Here is a 19,374-nt window from a genome sequence, read left to right as displayed (position 1 = left end):
CCGCCATCGATGTTTCAGAACCCGGAGGTACGCGTCTCAGCCGCCGATCGGCGCGGTCTCCTTGCCGCTCTGCGGCTGCTCGGGCTTGACCGAACGGAGCAGCACGCTCGCCACGTCGATCACCTCGACCTGCTCGCCGGCGCCCTTGCCGTTGACCCCGTCGTTCAGCATGGTCGAGCAGAACGGGCAGCCGACGGCGACGGTCTTCGCCCCGGTGGCCATGGCCTCCTCGACCCGGTCCACGTTGATCCGCTTGCCGATCTTCTCTTCCATCCACATCCGGGCGCCGCCGGCACCGCAGCAGAAGGACCGCTCGCTGTTACGCGGCATCTCGGTGAGGTCACCTGCGATGGAGTCGCCCAGAACCTCCCGGGGGGCCGCGAAGATCCGGTTGTGCCGACCCAGGTAGCAGGGGTCGTGGTAGGTGACCCCGCCGTCGACCGGCTGCACCGGGGTGAGCTTGCCGGTGGCGACCAGGTGGGCGAGCAGCTGCGTGTGGTGGACCACCTCGAACTCGCCGCCGAGCTGCCCGTACTCGTTGCCCAGCGTGTTGAAGCAGTGCGGGCAGGTCGCGACGATCTTGCGCTTGGTCTTGTCCCGGCCCTCGAACGCCTCGTTCAGCGTCTCCACGTTCTGCTGGGCGAGCATCTGGAAGACGAACTCGTTGCCGATCCGTCGCGCCGGGTCACCGGAGCAGGTCTCGCCCTCGCCCAGGATCGCAAACTTCACGCCCGCTTCGTTGAGCAGCGTGGCCACCGCGCGGGTGGTCTTCTTGGCCCGGTCCTCGAACGCACCGGCGCAGCCGACCCAGAACAGGTACTCGAAGTCGTCCACCTCGCCGACCCGGGGCACCTCGAAGTCCAGGCCCTTGGTCCAGTCCTCGCGGGTGTTCTGCGGCGCGCCCCACGGGTTGCCCTTGTTCTCCAGGTTGCGCAGCATCACGCCGGCCTCGGAGGGGAAGCTCGACTCGATCAGCACCTGGTAGCGGCGCATGTCGACGATGTGGTCCACGTGCTCGATGTCCACCGGGCACTGCTCGACGCAGGCACCGCAGGTGGTGCAGGACCAGAGCACATCCGGGTCGATGACCCCGCCCTCCTCGGCGGTGCCGATCAGCGGCTTGTCGGCCTCGGCGAGGGCCAGCACGTCCAGGTGCGCGAGCTGGGCCTGGGTGGCCTTCTCCTCGCCGGTCAGGTCCTTGCCGCCGCCGGCCAGCAGGTAGGGCGCCTTGGCGTACGCGTGGTCGCGCAGGCTGAGCACCAGCAGCTTCGGCGACAGGGGCTTGCCGGTGTTCCAGGCGGGGCACTGCGACTGGCAGCGACCGCACTCGGTGCAGGTGCTGAAGTCGAGCAGGCCCTTCCAGCTGAACTGCTCGACGTGGGCGACGCCGAACTGGTCCTTCTCCGGGTCCGCCTCCTCGAAGTCGAGCGGCTTGCCCTGGCTCGTCATCGGGCGCAGCGCGCCGAGACCGGAGCCGGCCGGCTTGGCCGGCTCCCGCTTGAAGAAGATGTTGGGGAACGCCAGGAAGCGGTGCCAGGCGACACCCATGGTGACGTTCAGCGAGATGACGATCAGCCAGGTCATCGAGATGGCGATCTTGATGAGCGCGGCGACGCTCGCCCCGTCCGACCAGTCGGGCAGCACCGCGCCGACCGCGTGGCTGACCGGAGTGGCCCAGAGCGGGTACTCGAAGTGGTCGGTGGCGACCTTGAAGCCGCGGATCAGCAGGCCGAAGATCAGGACCAGCAGCACGATCCACTCGACGAAGTAGCCCTGCCACATCGTCGATCCGGTGAACCGGGACCGCCCGCCCGGCCGGGTCGGCCGGTTGCGCAACCGGATCACCATCAGCACCAGAATGCCGATCAGGCCCAGCACGGTGATGATCTCGGTGGCCAGGCCGAAGACCGTCCAGTGCCCGATGATCGGCAGCCCGCCGGTCGGGGTGACCACCTCGAAGTACGCCTCGAGCACCAGCAGCGACAGCACGATGAAGCCGACCATCACGAACCAGTGCGCCGCACCGACCACGCCCCACTTGAGCATCCGGGTGTGGCCGGCGGTCTCCACCAGCATGGTTTTGGTACGGGCGCCCTTGTCGGAGAACCGCTCCGGAGCGGGTTGTCCGAGCCGGATGACGGCCGTCATCTTCATGACCGCGCGTACCGCAAGCCACACCGCCACGGCGGTGATGGCGGCCGCGAGGATCGTGGTGACGATCTGGACGCTGCCCATCGAGTTGGCCTCCCCGGTCTGCTGCCTGATGACCTCGCTCTGCTCGGTCATGCACTGCAGCCTACGCGAAGGTTACCCAGCGGTAACGTGAGTCATCTCGCAGTAGGCCACGCTGCCTGCGCACACCATAGGGGGCCCCGCCCGATCCTGCCGGGCAGGGGCTCGACGGGTGACGTGAGACCGCCGACGCGACGGCCGGTCAGATCAACGCCAGCGGGAGAGCAATGCCAGCGAGGCGACCATCGCGCCGAAGCCGACGGCGAGGTTCCAGTAACCCCACGCCATGACCGGGTACTCCTGCTCGGACAGGTAGTAGAGCACCAGCCAGCCGATCCCGACGACGATCAAGGCGACCGCGGTGACCGGCAACCACACCGGGCTAGGCTTGCGCGACGACGCCGTCGTCGTCGGACGGACGTCCGTCGGCGGGGTGTACACCTTCTTCTTACGGACCTGAGACTTGGGCACGGCGCTCTCCAGAGGGGTGACGACCTCGTCCGGCCTGACAACCGGGCGCGGGGGCGACGGTCCATGGCCAATAATGTTCGAGAGCTAGCGTAGTCCCGATTGGCCGCCTGGACCACGAATGGGGTCAGGCCGGTGCACGGAGTGACCGAAAGAGGCGGGACTGTTCGCATCGCCGGCCCGGCCGGCACGGACCGATCCCCGACACGCGGAAGGAACGCTCGGTGGAGTACACATCCGGCGCAACCTCCTGGCAGAAGGTCCTCCGACGGGCCGCTGCCGGGTTGCTGCCCCGGCGACCGCGTCAGCGCCGTCCGGGCTGGTCGATCGGGGTGCCCCTGATCGCGGCGGCGGCCGGGTTGCTCTTCACCACCACCGCCACGACCGCAGGCGGCACCGCTCTCCGGGAGGACCGGCGGCCCCAGCTCAACCAGCTCATCGAGGACCGCCGCGAACAGGTGGCGGCCAGCGAACGCCGCGCCGCCGAGCTGCGCGGCGAGGTCGAGCAGCGGACCAACACACTGGCCGGCTCCGACGTCCCGATCAAGGAGCAGCAGAACCGCGCACAGGGCAGCCTCCAGGACGCCGGATTCACCGCCCTGACGGGGCCCGGGGTCACCGTCGAGCTGAACGACGCACCACAGATCGACCAGACCCAGTCGGACGCCAGCAACGACGACCTGGTGGTGCATCAGGGAGACGTACAGGCGGTGGTCAACGCGCTGTGGGCCGGCGGAGCCGAGGCCATGTCAATCATGAACGTCCGCGTGCTCACCACCAGCGCGGTACGCTGCGTCGGTAACACCCTGCTACTTCACGGCCGGGTGTACTCCCCACCGTTCAAGATCGTAGCAATCGGCGATCCCGCTGCCCTCCAGCAGGCCCTCGCCAGCTCTCAGGGAGTCCGGTTGTTCAAGGACGCGGTCGACGACTACCAGCTCGGCTACACGGAGAAGGTTTCCACGGTGCGAGTTCCCGCATTCGAGGACTCCACCGCCCTGCGCTCGGCGACGGTGCCCAAATGAGCGGGCCGGACGAGCGTCGCGACGGGCGACACCGGGACCAGACCGACGAGCCGACCGCCTTCCTGCCCCCGCTCGATCGGCCCAGGTCGGCAGCCGACCGGCCGGCCCCGGCCAGCAACTGGCCCGAGCCGGTGCTGCACCCTCCGCGAGCCGGACAACCGACGCGACCGAGCGTCGACCGACCTGAGGCCAACGAGACGCCGAGCCGACCGGGTGTCGAAGCCCCACCGCCCTGGCCGGGCACCGCAGCTCCCGGGCCGGGCCCGCACGGCAACGCCGGCGGTCCCCCCGCGACCACCCCCGGCCGACCGACCACCGGCAACCAGGGGCCGGTTCGGCCCGCCGCCCCCGGCAACGCACCGGCCCGACCGGCCGCGCCCAGCGGGATGCCGATGCCGACCCGCCCGACGGCCTCCGGCCCGCCCAGCCGGCCGGCCTCCTCCGGCCCTTCGACGCCGCCGCTGGCTGACTCACCGACAGCGCCGATTCCGCAGGTCACCGCCCGGCCCGCACGACCCACCGGCCCTCCGACCACCCCGGCTGGCCCGGCCTCACCGGCCACGCCCGTGTCACCGGCCGCCCCCGGTCGCGCGGCAGCGGCCGGGCCGGAAGGCGTCGCGTCGTCGACCGGGCCCGGCCGGGTCCCGCCGAGCGCCGGCGGTGACCGGGGCGCGGATCCGGCCGCCACCGCGCTGATTCCGGCCGTGCCCGCCACACCCGCCACCAGGCCGCCGACCATGGACTCGACCGCGCTGATGGGTGCCGTTCCCCGCACCGCGGTCCCCGCCGAGCCGACCGGCGGCAACCCCGCCGACCCTCCCCAGCCGCGTCGGGGCGAGCGGGTGGTCCAACTCCGGCCGCACCAGACCGGCGAGGGCTACAAGAGCGTCTACTCCGAGCTCACCCGGCCGTCGTTCGGCTCCCGCCTGCGCACCGGCATCCGCGTCACCGGCGAAGTCCTGATCACCTTCGGCCTGGTGGTGCTGCTCTTCGCCGGGTACGAGGTCTGGGGCAAGTCGGCCATCGTCGACGCCCACCAGAACGACCTCAACAACGAGTTGGCCCAGGCGTGGGGCCCGACCGACGACCCGACTGTCGCCCCGTCGGCGGCCGGCCCGAGCGCGAAGCCGTCACCGCCGGTACGCGGCAAGCCGCTCGCGGGCCTCTACATCCCCAAGCTCGACAAGAACTGGGTGGTGGTCGAGGGCGTCACCCAGGCCGACATCCGCTACGCCCCGGGCCACTACCCGGCCAGCGCGCTCCCCGGCCAGGTGGGCAACTTCTCCGTCGCCGGCCACCGCAACCGGGCCACCTTCTGGCGGCTGGACGAGCTCAGCGAAGGCGACGCGATAGTGGTCGAGAGCAAGACCGACTGGTACGTCTACCGGGTGTCGCAGTCGCGGATCGTCAAGCCGACGCAGGTGGAGGTGGTGGCACCGGTGCCCGGCGAGCCGAACAAGAAGGCGACCAAGCGGATGCTCACCCTCACCACGTGCAACCCGAAGTTCGACAACTACCAGCGTCTGATCATCCACGCCGAGCTGGACCGTACCCAACCCAAGTCGGCGGGCCGCCCGGCGGAGCTGGGAGGCTGACCCGATGTACGCGTTCATCTGGCGCAAGCTCCCCTTCGGCCTGGTCGGAAAGCTGACCGGCTCGGTGCTGCTGGTGGCCGCCACCGTCGCGCTGCTCTGGTATGTCGCCTTCCCGTGGGCCGAGCCCCTGCTGCCCTTCGACGACGTGCAGGTCGAGTCTGGCGTTCCCGCCGAGACCGGTGGCGGCGGCGACCCGGTGACCGGGGAGACCCCGCTCGGGGAAGATCACGAGCTGCCGTACGACACCGACCAGAACAACCCAGCGCCGTCCTCCCCGAGCAGGTGACCATGCGCGTCCTCGTGATCGACAACTACGACTCGTTCGTCTTCAACCTGGTGCAGTATCTGGGCCAGCTCGGCGTCGACTGCGAGGTCCGCCGCAACGACGAGATCGACGTCGCCGAGGTGGGCAGAGTGGGCGCCGCCGGCGTCCTGCTCTCACCCGGGCCGGGCAGCCCCGACCGGGCCGGCATCTGCCTGGACGTCATCCGGAAGTACGCCGGCGAGCTGCCGATCTTCGGTGTCTGCCTCGGTCACCAGGCGATCGGCGAGGCGTTCGGGGCCACCGTCACCCGGGCCCCCGAGCTGCTGCACGGCAAGACCTCCGAGGTGCGACACCACTCGGTCGGCGTACTCGCCGGTCTGCCCGACCCGTTCACCGCCACCCGGTACCACTCCCTCGCCGTGCTGCCCGAAACGCTCCCGGACGAGCTGGAGGTCACCGGCTGGACCGGCTCCGGAGTGGTGATGGCGATGCGGCACCGGACGCTGCCCATCGAGGGCGTCCAGTTCCACCCGGAGTCGGTGCTCACCGAGGGCGGCCACCTCATGCTGGCCAACTGGCTGGCCAGTTGCGGTCACGCGGAGGCGCTGGAGCGCGCACCGGCGCTGGCCGCCGAGGTCGACGCCCGTCGCCTGGCCGCTTTCGCGACCACCTGACAAGCACCCCCTGTCGTCCGGCAGAACTCGTCGTCATGCTGGCGACGGGCCCGCACGGTCGGCGGTGTGACGGCCAGAACGGCCAGCGACGCAACGCCGAAGGCTTGACGAACCGACCAATGCGGGAGGTACAGGATCGCCGCGTCGGTCGCGGCGATCCTGTCCGATTACCCGCCCTTCGGCCCTCTAGCTCGGGCGCTAGTAGCGACTCGTGCAGGACCAGATTGATGGTCCACCAATTTGGGCGTCATAGCATGCCTTGTACGTGTAACCCGCGTCGTCGAGCATGGCCGTCCATACGCTCGAACCACTGAAACGACCGTCGTGGTTGTAGACCGACAGTCGGGCATTGCCGTTGGAGTAGTAGCCGAAGCCGGCGATCGAGGTGTAGCAGCAGCCACGGGTCCATGCCGTACGGCAACCGGGGCTGTAACGCAATTCAACCCGCGAGTCGTACCCGTTGCTCTTCGTGTAAACAGTCACGGCGTCCGTGCTGCAGTAGCGGTAGTTGGACGGCCCGCCGGGCATCGGCGCGAGGTAGGACGCTGGATCCTTGCCGTCACAGGCCGAACCGCAGGAGTCGCCGACCGCGAGGGTGGAACTGAGCGCGCGGACAGCAGCGGGGTCGGCAATGGTCTCGACGGAACCGTCGGCATGCCTGACGGTACGGCTCGGCAGGGTCACATCATCCCGGCCATACCGCTCCTTCGCGATGGCCTCCTCGCGCGTCGGCAGGGTCGGTTTGGCCGACTCCGAAGCCTGTGCCGATGCGGCCGGTGAGGTATCGGAGGCAGATGACGTGCCGGGTCCGACGATGATGAGCGGAACAAGTGCTGCCAGCAGCAGGGCAGCACGCATGGGCGTGCGCATGGAACCCCCGTAAAGTGATATGCCCCTCACTGAGTGCAAGGGTCACTCATTTGATCAGGATCGCGGCACGCATGTCAATGGACTCAAATATTTAAGATTTTGTTGCTACGGAACGGTTTTGAGCGCGCACCGACGCTGGTTGCCGAAACGCCGGCAACCAGACAGGTTCCCTACCGTCTGTACCTGGGCATTGGTCCGTCCTCCGCTTATCAGACCGGGGACCTCAGCGGACAGGTCAGAGCTTCAGCGCGTTCTGGACCGCCGGATCTGCCGGCGAGCGAACCGCGGGCGGACGGTTCCGAACGGCGTCCCACGCCGCCTTGCCACTGGCGAAGTAGTCGCGGACCGACTTCTCGGCGAGTAGTGCGGTGCCGCAACCATCGCAGCGGGCGGTCACCCCGTCGACGTCGAGGCCGAGATGGCGGCACAGCGTCACCGCCCGGGACAGGTGGTACGACTGGGTGACGATCAGCGCCCGCTCGACGCCGTACACCTCGCGCGCTCTCGCGCAGGTGTCGTAGGTGTCCAGGCCGAACGGGTCGGCCACCACGCGACGCCTGTCCACCCCGCGCTCGGAGAGGTACGCCGTCATCACCGCCGGCTCGTCACCTGACGCGCCACCGCCGTCGCCAGACACGAGAACGACAGTGGCCCGCCCGCTGGTCACCAGCTCGGCGGCGGTGTCCAGGCGACCGGCGAGACGATCCCCGGGCCGCTGTCGGTCGGCTGCCACCTCGGTACCGAGCACGATCACCACGTCGGCGGTCGGCGCGTCGGCGGCAGCGTACACGTGGCCGCGGGCGGCGAGCGTCGTCCACAGCCACGGGGAACTGGCGAGCACCAGCACGACGAGCCCCGAGAGTGCCAGCCAGCGGAGGCGTCGGGGCCACCGCCGCACCGGCTCGGCCGGCTCGACCGGGGACGATCCAGCCTCGGTCATGCCGCTGCCCACGGGTGGCCTAGTCCTGCGGCCGGCTCGGCGGGGGTGGGAACGGCAGACCGATGCCGCCCCCGTTGCCGGGAGTGGTCGGCGTGGTCGTCGGAGTGGCCGTCGGCGTGATCGTCGGTGTCGGGTCGGTCTCCGGCTCCGGCTGACTCACCTTGATGGTCACCTTCGTGCCGGTGGGCTTCTTCTCCTTGCCGTTCGGGCTCTGGTCGGTGACCTTCCCCGCCTGATCGGCGGGCACCTCCGGCCCGTTCTGCACGACGACCACGAAGCCCTTGTCCTTGAGGAACCGGGTGGCGTCGTCCTGGCTCAAACCGACCACGTCCGGCACCTCCCGAACCTTGCCGTTCGAGACCGTGAGCCTGATCTTCGTGCCCTCGGGGACGCTCTCGCCCGAGGGCGGGTCGACGTCGAGAACCTCGTCCTCGCTCGCCTCGGCGTCCACCGTCTTGACCTCGTACTTGAGCTTCGCCTCGGTCAGCCGGGCGATGGCGCTCTCCCGCTTGCTGCCCTTGAGCCCGGCCGGAACGCGGACCTCGGGAACGCCGCCACAGACCTGAATGGTGACGGTGCCGTTCTGCTCCAGCCGGCTCGTCGGTGCCGGATCCTGGTTGACGACGTTGCCCTTCGTGCAGTCGCTTGCCAGCACCGGCTCACCCACCTTCGGTGAGAACCCGGCGTTGCGGATCTCGTCGATCGCGACGGCCTGGCTCTTGCCGGTGAGGGTGGGCACCGCCTTCAGGTCCTTGCCCTGCTGCATGTTCCAGAGCAGGGCGGCGACCAGGGCGATCACCGCCAGCACGCCGACCGCGCTGAACATCGCGATCAACCAGGAGGACGCCTTGCGCTGACGCGGGTCTCCCACCCGGGCAGGGATCTGCCCGGTCTGCGGCCCGCGGCCGGAAGCCGGATAGCCACCCCCACCGCCGGCCGGGGCCATCGCCACCGTCTCCGCCTCGCGCAGCACCGGGGTGGCCAGCACGGGCCGGCCGGCGGCGGCGCGGAGCAGGTCGGCCCGCATCTCGCCGGCGCTCTGGTAGCGGTTGAGCGGGTTCTTCGACAACGCCTTGAGCACGATCGCGTCGACGGCCGGGGTGACATCGGGGTTGATGTCGCTGGGCGTCGGCGGCGTCTCCCGTACGTGCTGGTACGCGACGCTGACCGGGCTGTCCCCGACGAACGGGGGATGGCCGCAGACCAGCTCGAACAGCACGCAGCCGGCCGCGTACACGTCGGAGCGCGCGTCGACGGCCTCACCGCGGGCCTGCTCAGGAGACAGGTACTGCGCCGTGCCGATCACCGCGCTGGTCTGCGTCATGGTGGTCGCGCCGCTGGCCAGGGCACGGGCGATACCGAAGTCCATCACCTTGACCTGGCCGGTCTGGGTGAGCATCACGTTGCCGGGCTTGATGTCCCGGTGGATGATGCCGTGCCGGTGGCTGAACTCCAGCGCCGCGCACATGTCGGCGCAGATCTCCAGCGCCCGGCGCGGCTGCAACCGGCCCTCGGCGCCGAGGACCTCCTTCAAGGTCCGCCCGTTGACGAACTCCATGACGATGAACGGCAGCGTCTCGCCGGTCGGCGCAGTCTCCTCGCCGGTGTCGTAGACCGCCACGATCGCCGGGTGGTTGAGTGAGGCGGCGTTCTGCGCCTCCCGACGGAACCGCATCTGGAACGTCGCGTCCCGGGCGAGGTCGGTGCGGAGCATCTTGATCGCGACGTCCCGACCGAGCCGAAGGTCGCGACCGCGGTGCACCTCGGCCATACCGCCATAGCCGAGCAGCTCGCCGACCTGGTACCTGCCACCGAGCAGGCGGGCCTGCGCTGTCATCGCGTCTGTCGTCCTTCGCTCGTCGTCGTCCCGCCGTCGCCCGGCTGGAGTCGTACCTCCCGACGGTACGACGTCCGGGTCGGATCGTCGCCTCCGTCGAGTCGTAGCGCGCCGGACGCCACGGTGTGCGGCGCCAGCCCGGCCGATGCACCGGCCTGCGACTGCTTCCGTAGGTTGTAGGAAATCACGCCGGAGCAGAGCAGGACCAGCACGGCGAGCAGGATGGCGAGGAGCACCATTCCGGGCCGGGACCGCTGCGGCTGGGGTGACGGCACTGCCGGACCGGCCTGTCGGACGTACGCCGGCGGGTGTTCCTGCCGGGGTGGCCCGGCGGGCACGGCAGCGGCACCGCGCGGGTAGCCGTTCGGTGCGCCCTGCGGCCGGGCTGGCTGAACAGCCGGCGCGACGGCGGTGGGGCGTGGCTGTTGGGCGGGCGCGATCGCCGTCGGCCGGGGCCCGCCCACCGGCGGGCGGGCAGCCGGCGGACGCATCTGATGCGCCTGCGGCACCTGTGCCCGGCCGGGCGCGGCGGGCGAGGCGGGCGCCGCCGAGACCGGACCGGAGTTGCCGGCGGCCCGGGCCTGCTGGGACAGCGCGGCCTTGAGCTGACGGGCGACCCCGGCGAGGGCGGCGGCGCTCGGCCAGCGGGCGGCCGGGTCCTTGGCCAACGCCCGTTCCACCAGGGCACGCACCTGCGGAGGGATGTCGGACGGCAGTGGCCGGGGCGTCTCCCGGACGTGCCGCATCGCGATGTCGAGGGGATTGTCGCCCTCGAACGGTCGCCGACCGGCCAGGCACTGGTAGGCGACCACGCCGAGGGCGTACACGTCGGACGCGGGGGTGGCCACGCCGCCGGTGGCCTGCTCCGGCGAGATGTACGAGGCGGTGCCGAGCACCGAACCGGCGGCGGTGAGCTGGCCGACCAGGTCGGAGCGGGCGATGCCGAAGTCGGTCAGCACCAGCGTGCCGTTCGGCCGGACCAGCAGGTTGCCCGGCTTCACGTCGCGGTGGACGATGCCCTTTTCGTGCGCGGCGTGCAGCGCGTCGGCGGCCTGCGCGACGAGGGCCATCGTCCGGGCCGGAGTGAGCCGGCCGACCCGGCTCAACGTCGACGACAGGGCGTCACCCTCGACGTACTCCATGACCAGGAAGGCGATCTGCTGGTCGTTGCCGAAGTCGTAGACGTCCACCACGCCGGGATGGTTGATGGTGGCCATGGTGCGGGCCTCGCCGCGGAACCGCTCACCGAAGTCCGGGTCGTCGAGCAGGGCGGGCAGCAGGCTCTTCACCGCGACCGTCCGGCCGAGCACCTGGTCGGTGCCGCGCCAGACGTCGCCCATGCCGCCGCTGGCGATCCGCTCGTCGAGGCGGTAGCGGTTGCCGAGCTGCACGCCAGGGCTGAGCATGTCAGCGACCCCCCGGGTCGGTGATGGCGGCCCGCATGATCTGACCGGCGATCCGGGCGGCCTCGCCGCTGCCGCCCGGACCGGCCTGCTCCAACATCACGCAGACCGCGGAGACCGGGTTGCCGTCTTTGTCCATCGCGAAGCCGATGAACCAGCCGTGGTCGGGACGATCCGGGGCGGACTGGGCGGTGCCGGTCTTGCCGCCGACCGTGTAGCCGCCGATCGCGGCACTCTTGCCGGTGCCCTTCTGGACCACGCTGACCATCATCCCGCGCAGGTCGGTGGCGACCTGGGAACTGACCGGCTGGCGCAGCTCCCGCGGCTTGGCGGTGTAGTAGCTGGTGGTCCGGTCCGGTGCGAGCCACTGCCGGACCAGGTACGGCCGCATCTGACTGCCGTTGTTCGCGATCGACGCAGCGATCATGGCGCCTTCGAGCGGGGTCATCCGCACGTTGTTCTGGCCGATCGAGGACTGGGCCAGTGCGGCCGGGTCGGTGCTGCCGTCCGGGTTCTGGATGTCCCCGGTCCGGCTCGCCGCCGTGGGCAGGCCACCCTCACCCAGGTGGCCGACGGTCAGGTCCTCCTGCTCGAAGCCGAACTGCCGGGCCTTCTCCTTGACAGTGTCAGCGCCGAGCCGCACGCCGAGCTGGGCGAACCCGGTGTTGCACGAGTAGGTGACAGCGTCCAGCAGGCTCACCTGCCGTCCCGGGCAGATCGACGGAGTGGCGTTGCTGATGGGCTCGCCGGAGGTCGGCGCGGTGTAGCTGGAACCGGCCGGGATCTGGGTCGTCGGCGTGACGCCGTTCTCCAGAGCCGCCGCGGCGACCACGATCTTGAAGGTGGAGCCCGGCGGTAGCGTCTCGGCGAGCGCGCGGTTCTTCAACGGCTCGGCCGGGTCCTTCTCCAGCTTGTTGTACGCCGCGGCTGCCTCGTTGCTGTCGTGGCTGGCCAGCGGGTTCGGGTCGAAGCTCGGCATGGAGACCAGCGCCTGCACCGCCCCGGTACGCGGGTCGATGGCGATCGCCGCGCCCCGCTTCGCGCCCACCCGGTTGTCGCCCAGCTGGTCGTATGCCACGTCCTGGGCCTTCTTGGAGAGCGAGAGCAGCACGTTGCCGCCGCCGGTGTCATCCCCGGTGAACATGTCCTTCAACCGGTCACCGATCAGCTGGTCGCTGGTGCCGGCCAGGAAGTCGTTCTCCGACCGCTCGATGCCCTGGTCGGCCAGGTTGACCGGCTTGTAGCCGAGCACGTGGGCGTACTTGGCGCCGCCCGGATAGGTGCGCAGGAACTTCAGGTTGCCGGTGGTCTCCTTGCTGGTGGCCAGCGCGGTGCCGCCGGCCTCGATGTTGCCGCGCTTGCGGTCGTACTCGGCGACCTGGACCCGGCCGTTGTAGTCGCTGGTGCGGTATTCGTCCGCCTTGTAGGCCTGGATCCAGTTGAGGTTGGCGAAGAGCAGACCGAACAGGACCATGACGACGACGCCGACGCGGCGCAGGGGTGCGTTCACGGCTTGATCACCTCCGTGGGAGCACCGTGCAGCTGCTCCGGCGGGCCGCCGCTGGGACGGACGGCCTTGCCGCCGCCTCCTCCGGTCACCGGACGGCGGGCGCCGTCGGAGACCCGCAGCAGCACCGCGATGAGCAGCCAGTTGGCCATCAGCGACGACCCACCGGCGGACAGGAACGGGGTGGTCTGACCGGTCAGCGGGATGAGCTTGCTGATCCCGCCGACGATCACGAAGACCTGGAGGCCGAGGGTGAACGCCAGACCACCGGCGAGCAGCTTGCCGAACGAGTCCCGGACGGCGAGCGCGGCACGCAGCCCACGCTCCACGATCAGCAGGTAGACCACCAGCAGCGCGGAGAGGCCGAAGAGGCCGATCTCCTCACCGATGCCGGCGAAGATGAAGTCGTTCTGCACCTCGGGCAGAATCTCCGGCTGACCGCCGCCCGGCCCGGCACCGAAGAGCCCGCCCGTGCCGAGGGCGAGCAGACCCTGCACGAGCTGGTAGCCCTTGTCGGTCGGGTCGGCGAACGGGTCCAGCCAGATCTCCGCCCGCAGGTAGAAGTTGGCGAACGGCCCGCCCACCGTCGAGCCGAGGACGTAGGCGAGGTACGCGCCGCCGAAGAAGAGGACCAGGCCGATCAGCAGCCAGCTGACCCGTTCGGTGGCGATGTAGAGCGTCACCACGAACATGCCGAAGTAGAGCAGCGAGGTGCCCAGGTCCTTCTCGAAGACCAGCACCAGGACGCTGATCAGCCAGACGCCGACCACCGGGCCGAGGTCACGGCCACGGGGGAAGTCGATGCCGAGGAATCGCCGGCTGGCCAGCGACAGCACCTCACGCTTGCGCACCAGGTAGTAGGCGAAGAAGACCAGCAGCGCCAGCTTGGCGAACTCACCCGGCTGGATGGAGAAGCTGCCCACCCGGATCCACAGCTTCGCGCCGTTGATCTCGGAGATGCTCGACGGCAGCACCGCCGGGATCATCACCAGCACGATACCGGCCAGCCCCAGGGTGTACGCGTACCGCGAGATCGAGCGGTGGTCACGCATGATGGCGAGCAGTCCGGCGGCGAGGATCACCGCACCGAGCGTCCAGGCCAACTGGCGCCCGCCCTGCCCGGCAAAGACGGCCAGGTTCTCCCGCTCGGCCACCGGGGCGTCGCCCAGGTCGATCCGGCGCAGGAAGCCCACCCCGAGCCCGTTGAGCAGGGCCACCGCCGGCAGCAGGGCCGGGTCGGCGAACGGGGCGAGGAACCGGATGACCAGGTGCAGGCCGAGGAAGACCGCGCCGAGCGCGGCGGCCGGCATCCAGAAGTCCGAGGTGACCGTGTCCAGCAGGTTCGCCTCGACGGTCGCCCCGTACGCGGCCACCAGCACCATCGCGAGCAGCAGCAGGGACAGCTCGGCGTTGCGGCGCGACCGCGCCAGGCGTACGCCGGATTGCTCGCCCGCGGTGGCGGGCGAGGGTGCCGGTGTGGCCGCTACGGTCACGGGTGGAGTCCTCGGGATCTCAGCCGACGCTCACTCAGGAGACCGGCAACTGGCCGGGTCGAGCGCCGGCGTGGCCGAGTCTGAGGGCGTGACGTCGGGTGTGGTGGTCGCGCCGGCCCCCCCGAGAGCGGTGGTGGCACCGGCGGTCGGGGTTGCGCTGACAACCCCGTTGGGGGTCGACGAGGCGTTGACGCTCGGGCTGCCGTTCGGGGTCGGCGTCAAACCGATCGGCGTGGGCGTGGGCGTGTTGACCGCGGCGGCGGTCGGGTCGAGTGGGCAGAGCGGCTTCAGGTTGGGGTTGCTGGGGGTGTCGCTGGTCAGCTCGGCGAGCTGACGCTCGGCGTCCGGCTCGCTCTTGGCCCGGATGCCGACCTTGACGGTGTCCTGCGCGGCGACAGTGAGGTCGTCCAGCCGGGTGCCGCTGCGGCGGTGCACGCTGGACAGGTCCATCCCGGCGATCTGACCCTGGACCCCACGGAAGACGGCGATCTGCCCCTCTTCGGTGGCTCCCACGTAGTACTGCCGCTGGGTGTACGTCCAGCCGCCGAACGCCGCCCCACCGACGATCACCAGCACGGCCAGCGCCATGGCGGCGGTGCGCACCGGGCGTCGTTTCGGCCGGTCCGGTTCGTCGTCGGCGGCCGCCGGCTCCTCGGGCGCGGCCGGGCGCGGCGCGGAGAGCGCCGAGGCTCGGGCGGCCGGGGTCGAGTCGTCGGCTGAGGTCGCCATTCCCCGGTCCCGGGCGGCGGCACCGCCGACGATCGGGGTCGCCTCGACGATGTCCTGGTCGGTGGCGTCGGCGATGATCACCGTGATGTTGTCCGGCCCGCCGCCGCGCAGCGCGAGCTGCACCAGCCGCTCGACACACTGCTGCGGGTCGGCGTACTCCCGCATGGTCTCGCCGATGGTTTCGGCGCTGACCACACCGGAGAGGCCGTCGCTGCAGATCAGGTACCGGTCGCCCGGCATGACCTGGCGGACCGAGTATTCCGGGTCGATGTCCCGACCGTCGAGGGCGCGGGTGAGCAGCGACCGCTGCGGGTGGCTGCTTGCCTCCTCGGCGCTGATCCGGCCTTCGTCGACGAGCATCTGGACGTACGTGTCGTCCTTGGTGATCTGCGCGAACTCGCCGTTGCGCAGCAGATAGGCCCGCGAGTCGCCGATGTGGACCATTCCCAGCTTGCTGCCGGTGAAGAGGGTCGCCGTCAGCGTGGTGCCCATCCCCTCCAACTGCGGGTTGGCGTCCACCGTGTCGCGGAGTTGTTGGTTGGCGGTGCCCACGGCCGAACGCAACGCATCGACGAGGGCGTCCCCCGGGACGTCCTCGTCGAGCGGCGCCATGGCACCGATGACGATGTTGCTGGCGACGTCACCGGCGGCCATACCGCCCATGCCGTCGGCAACGGCGAGTAACCGCGGCCCGGCGTAGACGGAGTCTTGATTGCCGTCTCGGATCAGACCGCGGTCGCTGTGGGCCGCATAGCGCAGGGTCAGAGTCATGGCCGTAATTCGAGGGAAGTGCGGCCGATCCGGATCGGCACGCCGAGGGGGACGGGGGTTGGTCCGGAGACCTTAGCGCGATCGAGGTACGTGCCGTTAGTCGAGCCGAGATCCTCGACGTACCACTGCCCGTCACGCGGCACGAGCCGGGCGTGTCGCGCGGAGGCGTAGTCGTCGGTGATGACCAGGGTGGAGTCCTCGGCTCGACCGATGGTGATCTGAGCTTCACCGAGAGTGATCCTGGTGCCGGCCAGCTGACCGGCTGTCACCACCAGCTGGTGCGCCGCCCTGCCCCGCTTCACCTTCGCTGGCTTGGCCGCCTGCCCCGTCGAGGCGCCCACCGCGCGTGGCGCGGCCACCAGGCGACCGGACCGGGCGCCCGCGAAGAGGTCCCGGCGGATCACGCCGACCACCGTGAACACGAAGATCCACAGCAGGATCAGGAACCCGAACCGGGCAACGGTGATGACCAGTTCCGGCAAGGCGGCTCAGCCGTCCACGCGGAAGGTCAGCGTCGTCGTACCGAGCTGGACCATGTCACCGGGGTTGAGCGCGACGGCGGAGACCCGCTGCCCGTTCACCATGGTGCCGTTGGTCGAACCCAGGTCGGTCAGCACGACCTGGCCCCCGTCGAAATCCAGCCGGGCGTGTCGCCGCGAGATGCCCACGTCGGGCAGCCGCAGGTTGGCCTGGTCGCCACGACCGATCACCGTCGACCCCATCTGGAGGGGATAGGTGCGACCGTCGCCGGAGACAAGCCGCACGTTGCGACCGCCGCCGTGCCCGGGCGGCGGACCGTAGCCACCGCCCTGGTCGTACGCGGGGTAGGCGGGCGGGCCGGCGTCGTAGCCGGGTGCCGACACCGGGGCGACCTCGCCGCCGGTGTAGACCTCGGCCGTGACCCGGAACATGCCCGTGTCGAGGCCCTCACCTCGCTCGATCTCGACGATCACGTCGCCGTAGACCGTCCACGCCTGCTCGCCGATGAACTCCGCCTGCGACTGGGCCAACTCCTGGGCCAGCGCGGCGGCGTACGGCGCCAGCCGACTATGGTCGAACGGCGAGAGATCGATCACGTAGCGGTTGGGCACCAACGTGCGCCCACCGGCCAGGATCGCCTTGTGCGCCTCGGCCTCCCGCTGCATGGCGTTGAGGATCTCCACGGGGTGGACCACCCCTTTGAAGACCTTGGCGAAGGCCCCTTCGACCAGGCCTTCCAGACGCTTCTCGAAGCGTTGCAGCACGCTCACCGGCTCCTCCTCGGGTCCCGAGGACATGATGGTATCCGGCCGGCGCGCGCGCAGCTCACACGCCGCTCGGCCGGCTGCTCTCGACCCGTTCGGAAGGGCCGGGACTGTCGTGCTAATCTTTCGTCCGCCACGAACGGTAACCGCTCGTGGCGAGCGCCGGGGACAGCGTAGTATTCCCGGGGCCCGTTGGCGACAGCGGGGCCGGGGCGGCTAAGGTGTTCCGGGTTGTGCCACGGGGATGTGGCGGAATGGCAGACGCGCACGGTTCAGGTCCGTGTGCCCGAAAGGGCGTGGGGGTTCAACTCCCCCCATCCCCACCACCGACGAAGGGCTCCGCATATGCGGAGCCCTTCCGTCATATCGGGGCGTGCCGGACGTCACGCTATGCTCCGATGGATTCTGCCTCCGATGGACCAGGAGTGGCGTGTGAGTGTCGCGTTGGTGACAGGGTCGGGTGGTCTGATCGGCTCCGAGGCCGTCCGGCATTTCGCCGGCCTCGGTCTGGATGTCGTGGGCATCGACAACGACATGCGCCGGTACTTCTTCGGCGAGGACGGTTCCACCTCCTGGAGCCTTGAACGGCTCAGCCGTGACCTGGGTAACGCCTACACCCATTTCGCGGTGGACATCCGGGACCGGGACGGCCTGGAGCAGGTGTTCAAGAAGTACAGCTCGGACATCGCCGTGGTGATCCACAGCGCCGCGCAGCCGAGCCACGACTGGGCGGCCAAGGAGCCGTACACGGACTTCGACGTGAACGCCGGCGGCACGCTCAACATGCTGGAGAACACCCGCCGGCACGCGATCGACGTGCCGTTCATCCACTGCTCGACCAACAAGGTCTACGGCGACCGGCCCAACAGCCTGCCGCTGATCGAGCTGGAGACCCGGTACGAGCTGCCCGAGGACCACCGCTGGTACCAGGGCATCACCGAAGAGATGTCGATCGACCACTCACTGCACTCGGTCTTCGGCGCCTCCAAGGTCGCCGCGGACGTGATGGTCCAGGAGTACGGGCGCTACTTCGACATGAAGACCGCCTGCTTCCGGGGCGGCACCCTGACCGGCCCGGCGCACTCCGCGGCCGAGCTGCACGGGTTCCTGGCCTATCTGATGCGCTGCGTCATGGAGGGCCGGACGTACAACCTCTTCGGTTACAAGGGCAAGATGGTCCGGGACGCGATCCACTCCCACGACGTGCTGACCGCGTTCGAGGCGTTCTTCCGGGCCCCCCGCTCCGCGGAGGTCTACAACCTCGGCGGCGGTCGCCACTCCAACACCTCCCACATCGAGGCGTTCCGCATCGCGGAGGAGATCACCGGCCGTGAGGCACGGATCAACTATGTCGAGCAGAACCGCACCGGCGACCACCAGTGGTACGTCAGCAGCATGGCGCGGTTCGAGGCGCAGTATCCGGACTGGAAGATCACTTACGACGTGCCGATGATCCTGCGGGAAATCTACGAGGCCAACGTGGACAAGTGGGTGGCCCAGCCGTGAGCACCCGAACCAAGCGCAACGTGCTCGGCGTCCTGGTCGACGCCACCGACTACGCCACGGCGACCGACGCGGTGGTGACCGCGGCGCACGAACGGCGTCCCCTCGCGCTGACCGCGCTGGCCGTGCACGGTGTGATGACCGGGGTGCTCGACCCGGCGCACAACGCGCGGCTCAACTCCTTCGACGTGGTCACGCCGGACGGGCAGCCGGTGCGGTGGGCGCTCAACCTGCTGCACCACGCCGGGCTCAGCGACCGCGTGTACGGGCCGACCCTGACCCTGCACGTGCTGTCGCGGTTCGCGGACGAAGGTCTGCCGGTCTACCTGTACGGCTCGACCGAGGAGACCCTCGCCCGGTTGATCCCGGCCCTGGAGCGGATGTTCCCGGCGCTGAAGATCGCCGGGGTGGAGCCGTCCAAGTTCCGTGCCGTCCAGCCCGGCGAGGACACCGAGATCGCCGACCGGATCCGGTCCAGCGGTGCCCGGCTGGTCCTGGTCGGGCTCGGCTGCCCGCGCCAGGAGGTCTTCACGTACGCCATGCGGCCGCTGCTCGACATGCCGCTGATGGCGGTCGGCGCGGCCTTCGACTACCACGCGGGGCTGTTGCGCCAGCCCCCGCCGTGGATGCAGCGTGCCGGCCTGGAGTGGTTCTGGCGACTCGGTCTGGAGCCGAAGCGGCTCTGGCGCCGCTACATCATCCTCAACCCGGCCTACCTGAGCCGCCTGGTCGCGCAGAAGCTCGGCCTGTGGAAGGCCCGCCCGCCGGCGCCGGCCACCGAGCGGCCGGCCAGCTTCTCGGTCTGACCGGCTCCCAGC

The 19,374-nt window shown here is 70.1% G+C and carries 17 protein-coding genes and 1 tRNA gene; 7 read left to right on the top strand and 11 right to left on the bottom strand.

Annotated elements, in window-relative coordinates:
• Nucleotides 1-36: 36 nt before the first annotated feature.
• Together QSK15_RS01105 and QSK15_RS01100 are read right to left on the bottom strand one after the other, a co-directional pair.
• Nucleotides 37-2,235 carry a (Fe-S)-binding protein gene (locus QSK15_RS01105; protein ID WP_285794289.1) on the bottom strand — a complete coding sequence of 733 codons (2,199 nt, stop codon included), beginning with the start codon at nt 2,233-2,235 and terminating at the stop codon, nt 37-39.
• A 204-nt stretch (nt 2,236-2,439) separates the two neighbouring features.
• Nucleotides 2,440-2,703, bottom strand: coding sequence for a cell division protein CrgA (locus QSK15_RS01100; RefSeq protein WP_030331997.1), 264 nt, complete (start codon nt 2,701-2,703; stop codon nt 2,440-2,442).
• 221 nt (nt 2,704-2,924) lie between these two features.
• Here QSK15_RS01100 and QSK15_RS01095 point away from each other — a divergent pair, with 221 nt between their 5' ends.
• From QSK15_RS01095 to QSK15_RS01080, 4 genes are read left to right on the top strand one after another with little or no spacing between them, the layout of a single operon-like run.
• Nucleotides 2,925-3,725: a DUF881 domain-containing protein gene (locus QSK15_RS01095; protein WP_285792492.1), complete on the top strand. Its 801-nt coding sequence runs from the start codon at nt 2,925-2,927 to the stop codon at nt 3,723-3,725.
• Nucleotides 3,722-5,320, top strand: a complete 1,599-nt coding sequence (locus QSK15_RS01090; protein ID WP_285792491.1) for a class E sortase — start codon at nt 3,722-3,724, stop codon at nt 5,318-5,320. Before QSK15_RS01095 ends, QSK15_RS01090 begins: the two co-directional genes overlap by 4 nt.
• Nucleotides 5,321-5,324: 4 nt before the next feature.
• Nucleotides 5,325-5,606 carry a hypothetical protein gene (locus QSK15_RS01085; RefSeq protein WP_285792490.1) on the top strand — a complete coding sequence of 94 codons (282 nt, stop codon included), beginning with the start codon at nt 5,325-5,327 and terminating at the stop codon, nt 5,604-5,606.
• Between the two features lie 2 nt (nt 5,607-5,608).
• A complete protein-coding gene (locus QSK15_RS01080) occupies nt 5,609-6,259 on the top strand; it encodes an aminodeoxychorismate/anthranilate synthase component II (RefSeq protein ID WP_285792489.1) in 651 nt (216 codons plus the stop codon).
• Between the two features lie 198 nt (nt 6,260-6,457).
• Here the strand turns inward: QSK15_RS01080 and QSK15_RS01075 are convergent, their stop codons facing one another.
• The 9 genes from QSK15_RS01075 to QSK15_RS01035 form a co-directional block, all read right to left on the bottom strand.
• The gene (locus tag QSK15_RS01075; RefSeq protein WP_285792488.1) at nt 6,458-7,129 is read right to left on the bottom strand and encodes a DUF2690 domain-containing protein; all 672 of its coding nucleotides are present in this window, start codon (nt 7,127-7,129) and stop codon (nt 6,458-6,460) included.
• Nucleotides 7,130-7,364: 235 nt separating this feature from the next.
• Nucleotides 7,365-8,069, bottom strand: a complete 705-nt coding sequence (locus QSK15_RS01070; RefSeq protein WP_285792487.1) for a SanA/YdcF family protein — start codon at nt 8,067-8,069, stop codon at nt 7,365-7,367.
• A 19-nt stretch (nt 8,070-8,088) separates the two neighbouring features.
• Nucleotides 8,089-9,906, bottom strand: a complete 1,818-nt coding sequence (gene pknB, locus QSK15_RS01065) for a Stk1 family PASTA domain-containing Ser/Thr kinase (RefSeq protein WP_285792486.1) — start codon at nt 9,904-9,906, stop codon at nt 8,089-8,091.
• Entirely contained in the window at nt 9,903-11,312 is a 1,410-nt protein-coding gene (locus QSK15_RS01060; protein ID WP_285792485.1) for a serine/threonine-protein kinase, read from the bottom strand. Before QSK15_RS01060 ends, pknB begins: the two co-directional genes overlap by 4 nt.
• 1 nt (nt 11,313) lies before the next feature.
• Nucleotides 11,314-12,819: a peptidoglycan D,D-transpeptidase FtsI family protein gene (locus QSK15_RS01055; RefSeq protein ID WP_285792484.1), complete on the bottom strand. Its 1,506-nt coding sequence runs from the start codon at nt 12,817-12,819 to the stop codon at nt 11,314-11,316.
• On the bottom strand, nt 12,816-14,309 hold the full coding sequence (locus QSK15_RS01050) for an FtsW/RodA/SpoVE family cell cycle protein (RefSeq protein ID WP_285792483.1): 1,494 nt from the start codon (nt 14,307-14,309) through the stop codon (nt 12,816-12,818). Before QSK15_RS01050 ends, QSK15_RS01055 begins: the two co-directional genes overlap by 4 nt.
• Before the next feature lie 30 nt (nt 14,310-14,339).
• A complete protein-coding gene (locus QSK15_RS01045; protein ID WP_285792482.1) occupies nt 14,340-15,809 on the bottom strand; it encodes a PP2C family protein-serine/threonine phosphatase in 1,470 nt (489 codons plus the stop codon).
• Nucleotides 15,806-16,291: an FHA domain-containing protein FhaB/FipA gene (locus tag QSK15_RS01040; RefSeq protein ID WP_030331975.1), complete on the bottom strand. Its 486-nt coding sequence runs from the start codon at nt 16,289-16,291 to the stop codon at nt 15,806-15,808. The genes QSK15_RS01045 and QSK15_RS01040 overlap by 4 nt, the downstream gene beginning before the upstream one ends.
• A gap of 6 nt (nt 16,292-16,297) precedes the next feature.
• Nucleotides 16,298-17,086 carry an FHA domain-containing protein gene (locus tag QSK15_RS01035; RefSeq protein ID WP_007454122.1) on the bottom strand — a complete coding sequence of 263 codons (789 nt, stop codon included), beginning with the start codon at nt 17,084-17,086 and terminating at the stop codon, nt 16,298-16,300.
• 207 nt (nt 17,087-17,293) lie between these two features.
• Between QSK15_RS01035 and QSK15_RS01030 the strand changes: the two genes are divergently transcribed.
• From QSK15_RS01030 to QSK15_RS01020, 3 genes are all read left to right on the top strand, one after another.
• Nucleotides 17,294-17,379: transfer RNA gene (locus QSK15_RS01030), tRNA-Leu, on the top strand.
• A 64-nt stretch (nt 17,380-17,443) separates the two neighbouring features.
• Nucleotides 17,444-18,559: an NAD-dependent epimerase/dehydratase family protein gene (locus QSK15_RS01025; protein ID WP_285792481.1), complete on the top strand. Its 1,116-nt coding sequence runs from the start codon at nt 17,444-17,446 to the stop codon at nt 18,557-18,559.
• The gene (locus QSK15_RS01020) at nt 18,556-19,362 is read left to right on the top strand and encodes a WecB/TagA/CpsF family glycosyltransferase (protein WP_285792480.1); all 807 of its coding nucleotides are present in this window, start codon (nt 18,556-18,558) and stop codon (nt 19,360-19,362) included. The genes QSK15_RS01025 and QSK15_RS01020 overlap by 4 nt, the downstream gene beginning before the upstream one ends.
• Nucleotides 19,363-19,374: the final 12 nt, after the last annotated feature.

Origin of the sequence: Micromonospora sp. NBRC 107095 (assembly GCF_030269705.1) — a bacterium.
Classification (GTDB): domain Bacteria; phylum Actinomycetota; class Actinomycetes; order Mycobacteriales; family Micromonosporaceae; genus Micromonospora; species Micromonospora parva.
This window is presented reverse-complemented; position numbering and strand designations above follow the sequence as displayed.